The 8,931-nt window shown below is 69.0% G+C and carries 6 protein-coding genes and 1 pseudogene; 1 reads left to right on the forward strand and 6 read right to left on the reverse strand.

Annotation, left to right across the window (positions count from 1 at the left end; translation table 11 throughout):
* Positions 1-40 precede the first annotated feature (40 nt).
* Positions 41-1,510 (reverse strand): aldehyde dehydrogenase family protein, encoded by a 1,470-nt coding sequence (locus tag ACWGIG_RS33450; protein WP_453325451.1) that lies wholly within the window; start codon positions 1,508-1,510, stop codon positions 41-43.
* Between the two features lie 488 nt (positions 1,511-1,998).
* Here ACWGIG_RS33450 and ACWGIG_RS33455 point away from each other — a divergent pair, with 488 nt between their 5' ends.
* Complete coding sequence (locus ACWGIG_RS33455; RefSeq protein ID WP_453325452.1) at positions 1,999-2,694, forward strand: LysE family translocator; 696 nt, start codon at positions 1,999-2,001, stop codon at positions 2,692-2,694.
* Here the strand turns inward: ACWGIG_RS33455 and ACWGIG_RS33460 are convergent.
* From ACWGIG_RS33460 to ACWGIG_RS33480, 5 genes and pseudogenes are all read right to left on the reverse strand, one after another.
* Positions 2,582-4,540 (reverse strand): GTP-binding protein, encoded by a 1,959-nt coding sequence (locus ACWGIG_RS33460; protein WP_453325455.1) that lies wholly within the window; start codon positions 4,538-4,540, stop codon positions 2,582-2,584. The two genes, ACWGIG_RS33455 and ACWGIG_RS33460, sit on opposite strands and share 113 nt — an antisense overlap.
* A 380-nt stretch (positions 4,541-4,920) precedes the next feature.
* Positions 4,921-5,379, reverse strand: a complete 459-nt coding sequence (locus tag ACWGIG_RS33465; protein ID WP_453325456.1) for a lasso peptide biosynthesis B2 protein — start codon at positions 5,377-5,379, stop codon at positions 4,921-4,923.
* An 8-nt stretch (positions 5,380-5,387) separates the two neighbouring features.
* Positions 5,388-5,642 carry a lasso peptide biosynthesis PqqD family chaperone gene (locus ACWGIG_RS33470; RefSeq protein WP_453325453.1) on the reverse strand — a complete coding sequence of 85 codons (255 nt, stop codon included), beginning with the start codon at positions 5,640-5,642 and terminating at the stop codon, positions 5,388-5,390.
* Entirely contained in the window at positions 5,639-7,480 is a 1,842-nt protein-coding gene (locus ACWGIG_RS33475) for an asparagine synthase-related protein (RefSeq protein WP_453325454.1), read from the reverse strand. Before ACWGIG_RS33475 ends, ACWGIG_RS33470 begins: the two co-directional genes overlap by 4 nt.
* Before the next feature lie 844 nt (positions 7,481-8,324).
* Positions 8,325-8,444, reverse strand: a pseudogene (locus tag ACWGIG_RS33480) (dihydrofolate reductase family protein); the annotation flags it as partial.
* Between the last annotated feature and the right edge of the window lie 487 nt (positions 8,445-8,931).

Below are 8,931 nucleotides of genomic sequence, written 5' to 3' on the forward strand. Positions count from 1 at the left end.
GCATCGGCCCGGTCCCCGGTCCCGCCGCCGGAAGCGGTACTCATGCGAACCACCTCTGCGGAACCGGAGCGAGGTTGCGCCAGACGTGCTTGGCCTCCTGGTACTCGGCGAGGCCGGCCGGACCCAGCTCGCGGCCGAATCCCGACTGCTTCATTCCGCCCCACTCGGCCTGCGGTACGTACGGATGGAAGTCATTGATCCATACGGTTCCGGCGCGCAGCCTGGAGGCCACCCGCTGCGCCCGGCCCGTGTCCTGCGTCCACACCGCCCCTGCCAGCCCGTAGACGGTGTCGTTGGCGAGCGCGACCGCCTCCTCCTCGTCCCGGAACCGTTCGACGGTGAGCACCGGGCCGAACGACTCGTCGCTCACCACGGACATCCCGGGCGTGCACTCGTCCAGCACGGTCGGCGGGTAGTAGAAGCCGTCCTGCAGCGCCGGGTCGGTGGGGCGGGCCCCGCCGCAGCGCAGCACCGCACCCTCGGCCACCCCTGCCGCCACGTACGCCTCGACCTTGTCGCGGTGCGCGGCGGAGATCAGGGGCCCCGTGCGGGCGTTCTCGTCGAACGGGCCGCCGAGCCGGATCTCCTGCGCGCGCTTCACCACCTCGTCGACGAACGCGTCGTGCAGTTCGTCCTGGACCAGCAGCCGCGCACCGGCCGAACAGACCTGCCCCGAGTGGAGGAAGATCGCCATCAGGGCGTAGTCGACCGCCGCCTCAAAGTCGGCGTCGGCGAAGACGATGTTGGGGTTCTTGCCGCCCAGTTCCAGCGCGACCTTCTTCACGGTGGGGGCCGCGGCGGCCATGATGCGCCGTCCGGTCAGGAGTCCGCCGGTGAACGACACCAGGTCGACCCGGGGGTCCTCGCTGAGCGGTGCGCCCACGGCGGGCCCCGCGCCGAGGACCAGGTTGGCAGCCCCGTCGGGCAGTCCCCCCTCGGCCAGCAGGCGCATCAGGATGATGGCGGTGTGCGGGGTCAGCTCACTGGGCTTGAGGACGAACGTGTTGCCCGCGCCGAGCGCCGGGGCGACCTTCCAGGCGGTCTGGAGCAGCGGATAGTTCCATGGGGTGATCAGCGCGCACACGCCGACCGGCTCGTGCACCACGCGGCTGTCCACCTCCGGATTTCCGGTGTCGACGACCCGGTCCGTACCGCCCGAGGCCGTCAGGTTGCCGAAGTAGCGGAAGCAGTTGGCGATGTCGTCCATGTCGTACTCGCTCTCGACGAGCCGCTTCCCTGTGTCCAGGGATTCGGCGCGGGCGAGTGCGTCCTTCTCGCGTTCCAGCAGGTCGGCGACGCGCAGCAGCAGCCGGCCGCGCTCGGCGGCCGGTGTACCGGGCCACGGCCCGCTGTCGAAGGCGTCCCGTGCCGCGGCGATCGCGGCGGCAGCGTCCTTCGGCCCGGCCTCGTCGACGGTGGCGACCAGGGTGCCGTCCGCGGGGCAGCGGATCTCACGGACCTGCCCGTCGACGGCGGCGGTCCACGTGCCACCGATGAACAGTTCCGGCATGGGTGCTCCTCCGGGGTCGGACGGCGGACCGCCGGTTGCGGCCCGTTCCCGCACTCGCCGCACGTGCTTCCTGCGGTGAGTGCTCCGTCAGGCCGACACTAAGGAGACCTGGCCGCGTTCGCAGCGCGGAGGAACGCAAGCGGCCCCTTCGTACTGAAGGGCTCCGCGTCCGCCTGCCGGCCGGGGCGCGGCCGTCCCGACCAGGCCCGTTCGTCCCGCAGGCGCGTGAAGTCCGCCCGCAGCATGCTCGCCCGGTCGACCCTCGGCTGCTCCGCCATCGGGGTGGGCGGGCCTCGGTGCATGCGGTGGCGAGCCGGTGCAGACCCTGGGGATCGGAGCGACGGCGTGACCGGGGGCGACAGGGCCGGCTTGCCGAGAAGATCGGCCGTGACCAGGTCGATTCGGACGCCGACTCCCCCGCGCCACAAGCCGCCGCAGGAGCGCGGCCGAGCCGTCGATCACGCGGTCGCCGCACGCGCGCCTGGGGCGTGGTCCTCGGCATCCAGACCGGCACCCTCGTCCGGGGTGTGCTCGGCGCGGCCGGCATCACCGCCGTACTGACCGCCTCCCCCCTCGCCTACGAGCTGCTCCGCTGGGCAGGAGCCGCGTACTTGGTGTGGACGGGAGGCCGCATCCTGCTCTCGGCCCTGCGCCGACGGGCCTGGGCGGATCTCGCCCGGGCCGACACCCCGGACGCACCGGATGCCGACGACAGCTTCGGGGGCGGCTGGCGCCAGGGTGCGCTGACGAACCTGCTCAATCCCAAGGTGGGAGCCTTCTCCCTGGCTGTCCTGCCGCAGTTCGTCCCGGCCGGTGCCGCGCACCTGACGACGGCGGCCTGCCGGCCGGCGTACACATCCGGCTCGGCACACTCCGGTCCGGCACACTCATCGCCTTCGCCCGGGCGCTCCGCGGCAGCCTCCGGCGGCCCTCCGCGCGCCGGAACCTCGACCGGATCAGCGGGACGGTCATCGCCGGCTTCGGCGTCCGCCTCGCCCTCGTCGACTGATCGTCACCGCCCCGCCACCATGGCCACACCGCGCCCGGGAATCCACAGCGGGTCGGCGGACCTCACACCCTGCGCACGACGTGCAGCAGGTACTCGCTGCGGTGCAGCGGGTTGTGGTCGGTGCGCGGCCTGGCCGGGGGCGGTTGTGCACCCGGCACCGGCCGGTACCGGGTGAAGGACGATTCCCACAGCCCTTCTCCGCCGGTGAGGCCCGGGAGCCGGCGTTCCAGCGCGTGGACGGAGGCCGCCGGAATCTCCCCGGTCAGCAGGTAGCCGTACCGCTCGACCCGTGGTGCGGCCGGTACCGCCCGCAGTCGGGCCAGGAGCGGCAGGATCTGCCCGAGCGCTCCGGCCGGGACTTCGAGGCGGAAGTCGTGCATCGGCTCCCGCACCTTCGTCCCGGCCCTGCGCAGGGCGGTCATCAGGACCAGCGGGGTGAGGCGGCGGAAGTCCCCGGCGGTGCTCATGACGGAGTTGTATCCGGAGTGCGTCAGCGTGACGGCGCAGTCGCTCACCTGCCAGCCGTACAGGCCCTGCCGGAGGGTCTCCCGGACGGTGTCCTCCACCGCGCGCATGAACGCGTAGGGCATCGAGCCGAGTTCGACACCGAGCCGGTAGCCCACGCCGCTCCCCGCCGGGCCCGGTTCCACGTGCAGTCCGACGGTCGCGAAGAAGGGGTTTCCGTCCTCCCCCATCATTTCGTGTGCCTGTCCGGAGCCGTCGACCCTCTCCTGGTGAATGGTGGTCGTCCCGGAGAACGACACGGGGATTCCGTACTCCTCGGCGAGCGTCGTCCCGATGACCTCCTTCTGCACCTCCCCGTACAGCGAGACGGAGATCTCCCGCCGGACCTCGTCGTGCCGCATCCCGATCAGCGGGTCCTGCTCGGCGAGTTGCACGAGCGCGGTGTGCAGCGCGGAACGGTCGCCGGGGCGCACCGGCTCGACGACGGTTTCCAGGATCGGCGGGGCGAAGTGGCGGCCTGCCGTCGTACGCGGTCCGGGTCCGCCGACCGTGTCTCCCACGCGTACTTCGGTGAGGCCGAGCAACTGGCCGATCCGCCCTGCCTCGACCGCCTCGGCACGGGCGAGCGCCCCCTCCGCGAACACCCGCACCCCGGTCACCCTGCCCTCGCGGGCGCTCCCCTGTCCTTGCTGGAGGGTCACGTGATCCCGTACCCGCACCCTTCCGTCGAACAGCCGGACGTACGCGGTCCGTTCCCCGGACGCGCCCCGCTCGACCTTGAAGACCGTGCCCGACACCGGCCCGTCCGGGTCTCCCCCGGCACGCGGCAGCAGCTCCCCGATGCCCCGGGCGAGGGCGTCGATCCCGGCGCCCGTGATGGCCGAACCGAAGAACACCGGGTGGATCAGGGCCTGTTGGGTCTGCCGCAGGAGTTCCTGGTGCAGCCGGGCGGGCGGCAGGGGGTGCGGCAGGGCGTCCAGGTATGCCGACAGCAAGGTGTCGTCCTGCTCCGCGAGGCACTGGCCCAGGCGGTCGGCGAAGTCCGCTTCCCCGTCCGCGTACGGCTGGAACGAGGCGGCGGGCAGGCCGGCGTCGCGCACCGCCCCCAGGGGTGCGAGGGCGGGGGTGAGCCTGTCGCCGAGGGCGCCGAGCAGGTCGGTCTCCCCGGCTCCCCTGCGGTCGATCTTGTTGACGAAGATCAGGGTGGGGATACGGAGGCGCCGCAGGGTGCGCATCAGGACACGGGTCTGCGCCTGAACGCCCTCGACGGCCGACACCACCAGCACGGCGCCGTCGAGCACGCCGAGGACCCGCTCCACCTCTGCGATGAAGTCGGGGTGTCCGGGGGTGTCGATGAGGTTGACCGTACGGCCGTCGAGCGCGAACGACGCGACGGCGGACTTGATGGTGATCCCGCGTCGGCGTTCCAGCGCGAGGCTGTCGGTGTGGGTGCTTCCCGCGTCGACGCTGCCGATCTCGTCGACGACACCGGCGAAGTGCAGGAGCCGTTCGGTGAGGCTCGTCTTGCCCGCGTCCACATGGGCGAGGATGCCCAGGTTGAGGGAATCAGCCGCGGTCGGGGCGAGGGGATCAGCCGCGGTCGGGGAGGGGGCGGAGTGCGCGTGGGTGCGCGCGCCCGTCGGTGTGTGCGTTTCCGTGTGCACTGACAATCCGGTTCTCTGAAGAGGTGGGAGTGACCTTCGGAGGGAACTCGGAGCGTCGGCGCATGTGATGTCTCCTTGCGGGGGGCTTACGGATTGCTCGTCGCACGATGCAACAGGCGAGCCGGGGGCGCAATCGAATAACGCCCCGTGGGGTTCCTCAGCCTCATGTGCGGCGCAGTGGCCTGGCCTGGAGTGCGGCGTCACGGGAACACCGGCGCCCGTGCCGGAAGGCGTCCTGGGTGGGGCCGTGTGCTGTCACTCGGTACGCGCGTCTACTCACGGCCGTCGGCCGGAAGCTGGTTCGATGCCGGGCGGTTGTGCGTTCCTGCCTGTACTTGCAGCAGTTTGGCGTACGCGTCGGACACCCTGAACTCGGCCACGCTACGGCCTTCGGCCTCCACCCAGGCATGCGCGCTGAAGGGTGCGGCCACACGAACCCCGACGCACCACGTGGGCCAGAAACCCCGCCACCGGCACAACAGGGCGATGGCGATGGATCTGGGCAGACATTTCCGCAACGCGTTGAGTCGAAGACTGACGGACAGGACATCGGCCCTTGCTGAGCACGCCTCTTCGTAAGTGGCCGGCCGGGCGCTCTTCGCCAAGTGACCGAGAATCTTGGCCAGCATTCGGGGAGAGCAGAAGGACAAGAGAAATGAAATGGACACGGCGGCCCGCGCCACGACAGCCGTGGAAACCGGTAGACGCCTGTCCTTTCGCTCCGCCGCCATGTTGAAACTCACGAAACAGCCCCCGCCTCACGCATGGCAGAAACCAGGTCGAGCACATCCTGCCGGGCGACCTCGGGGGCCACGTCAAATTTCTCTGCCACCCGTGTGGAGGCCTCCTCGACGGTGCTTCCGTCGATCAGGGAACGCACAGCGGCAGCGGCGGTCGGATTGAGGTGCCAATAAGTCCCTTGCTTCTCATTGAGCATGATCGCACCGTACTCCGTGTCAGCGATGCGGTAATTTCGATTGATTGCGATTTTCACCGGCCACTCCTTGGAATGCGAACGGAAGAGTGCAACTCGCGATTGTTGAGCAGCCACATTTCGCACGAAAGTGCGCCTGCAAGACCACCGTCGTCCAGCTCCAGGGACTGCGGGTTGCGGCACATGTTCCGCAGCGCCGACTCATCCACCAGTCCCAGTTCGCCGAGGAATGACCCCTCCCAGAGCGCGCCCAGTTCCTCTCGGTGCTCGTGCAGGCCTCGTAGGATGTCGACCGATCCTTCGGCCTTCGTGGTCCTGTCCAGGCATTCGCCCGGGACGATCCCACGCATGGCGGCGGCGAGAAGCGGCTTGTACGTCCAGGGCGTCGCCCGGTGCTCAGGGCGCACGGACAGGGCTGCCGTGATGACCTGGTCGTCGAAGTAGGGCGTGTGCAGCGGGAGTCCGAGCATGCCGGACATCTGTGACAGGGCGGCGATGTCCCGCGTCCCCATCCTGATCGAATCAAGCTCCGCGTGGACGCCGCGCGTGGCAGCGAGAGGTACGGCGTGGTCGCACGCAGCAGCCAGCTGCTCGCGCACCAGGTCGATTCCGTAGGACGCGACCCAGTTCGGGACGCGCGGATGCACGAGCCAACCGAGCCTCGGCGTGGAGATGTCGATGGGCCGCCCTGGTTCCAGGTCCATCGACGCCAGCGAGTGCGACAGGGACCGACGGTCGAGGAGCTGTTGAACGATGTCCTTCCACTCCCAGGCAAAAGTCGTTCGGTATCCCCTGAGCTGGCGAAACGCGCGCACCGGATTCCGGCGAGCCACCGAGTGCCAATGGGCCGGCGAGCCGAGGAAGAGGTGGTCGCCACCATGACCGCTCAGATGCAGCCGGCTGCCTCGCTGCGCCATGCGACGGACAACAGCCAGAGCGCGTTCGCGAAAGACGACCATGACCGAGGGATCGTCGAGGCGTTCCAGACTTCCCGCGACGTTGGTGAAGCCGGGCGGCACCTCGTGCGGCTCCAGGACAACATGGGCAGCGTGGGGCAGCCGGGCCGCTGCACGCCGGGCCCAGACGCCGTCGTCCACCAGAACATCGGGCAGCATCGCCGTGGCGACCGTCAGGTCGACGGGGTGCCCCGCTGCCAGATACGCCAGTGAGGTCGAGTCGAATCCTCCCGACAGATCGGCGCTGATGGGCCCGCCCCGGGCCGTACGCACACCCACAGCCCTGGACAGAGCCGCCCGCACGGACTCGGCTCCCTCCTTGAGACCAAGAACGGGATCGGGTACACGCCACCAGCTCGCCGTCCGTGAGCCTTCACCTTGGGGCGTGATCAGCAGACAGTCGCCGGGCGCCACCGCTTCCGTTCCGGACCACAGCGTCCTCTCGCTCAGCGGGTGGCACACCGGCTGCAGAAGCCGTGTCGCGAGCGCGGACACCCGCAGAGCGGAACCGAGCACGTCCGCGAGGACGTCAGCACGGTCGGCAGCCAGCACGATTTCGCCCCGTCGACCGGCGAAGACCCTCCGCAGACCGGATGCGGTCCCCTGGACACGGACCCCTTCGTCTCCCCCGGCCAGAAGGTGGTAGCTGCCGGGAAATTCAGCCGGAAGCCGATCCATATCCGCAAGTCGCCGAACCCTGGCGATACGGTTCTCAAGCTCCCGCACGGTCACCGAGAATGAGCCGATCAGCACTACTTGAATATTGTCGACGGCTGCTCGAATCAGCTCACGATCATTCCACTGCCCGACAATCCACGGACGTCCGGACGCGTACAGGATCTTCCTCGGAGCGGATGTGTCGAGCGGATGACATCGGGTCAGGTATTCCCCGTCCTCCGTATCCGGCAGCACGACGAAGAAGGGAAACCCCCGACCCGACATCTGATCACTCCATACGGTCGTCTACCAGTACGCCAGGATGAAGCCGTCGTAGGCCCAGGTAGTCGTTCCGGTGGTGCTGCTGCGGAATGATCCCGCAGACCGGAAAGTGGGCTTCTCGTACGCAAGCTTCGACATAATTCACCTCCGTGTTGACTCCTTGGATCTCGTCGCACCAATACTGCATACACGCACGCATGCCTGCCACATCAAACGAGCCATATTCCAAGATCTCCACAAGGAGAATCACGGGACCGCCAGGGGATATCGCTGAGGATGATGTGGCACAGGTTTTCACCTGGGACTGTGGTCACGTCTGGAAAAACTATCTGCACCACCCCGGGAGGGGAATGTCTCGTGTGGTGGATTCGCAAGCCTCTTGTAGCAGGTGAGGGCTGCGGCCCATCGAGTTGACGGCCCATCAACTGGATGGAGCCAACCAGGCCGTGTCGTTTCCGCGGCCCCCTTTTCGGACCGTCGCAGCGGGCATGGCCCGCGGGGAAAGAAGGCGCAGGTATCGCCACGGTGACGTGCCGATACCTGCCGACGGAGCGGCGGACCTCGCCCCGTCCGGCCCGCGCCGGCCCTTGACGGCCTGAAAGCACTCCTCGGCAGCCCAGCGGGATCCGGCGATTCCAGGATGGTCACAGATCGGGTGACGGCGGGAAGGGGCACCCTGCACGAGGCTGTTCTTGCGGCAGGACCGGTACGACCAGGGGCCTCGGGTGTGGGCCGTCCGACACGCTTTCGCGAGGCGGTGGTTCACACGGCCTCGCACGGGTCGTTTCGCTGAGAGAACGTCACTGGCCGACCCGACTCTCCTGGGCCCGGTACTCGTCGATCAGACCGACAGCGTGGTGGAGAACACCACCTTCGGGAACGGCTTCCGGAGCGCGGCCCACTCAAGTCTGGAGTCGTCGAGCGAGGGATCCTGGTCGGCGGCCTCCCGGTACAGCACCGTCTCGTGGTTCGCGGGAGCCGTTCGCCGGGTGCCTGACGAGTCCTGCCTCCCGACGTGGAGCGCGTCCTCGAACCTGAGCATCCGTTCGAAGTAATTCCCCGAAGGAGTGACCCGGCCCGAACGGGCGGGTTTGAGATCCGCCCGCCGGATCCTGACCGGCCAAACCTTGCGATGGGAACTGGTGTTCACAAAAGTTCGCGGAACGGGCCGTGACGAGACCGGATTCGCCGCGTTTTTAGAGCACCAGTACCACGCAGCCGCCCTTACGGAGGAACCATGCATCCCACTCCCGCTCCCACCCATCAGCCCCTCGGAATCGAACGTCTCTCCCCGGTGCCCGTCCACCAGAGTGACGGCCGTATCGGTTCCGTACGGAGGGACACGGGGTGGACGGCATGAACAAGCCCACCGGCGCATCGGCCGACGGCCTGCCGGGGCCGCGCACCGGCCCCCGGACGCCGCCTGCCGCGGGCTCCGAGCCGCAGCAGAGGCC

The sequence above is a fragment of the Streptomyces sp. NPDC054863 genome (genome assembly GCF_053610825.1).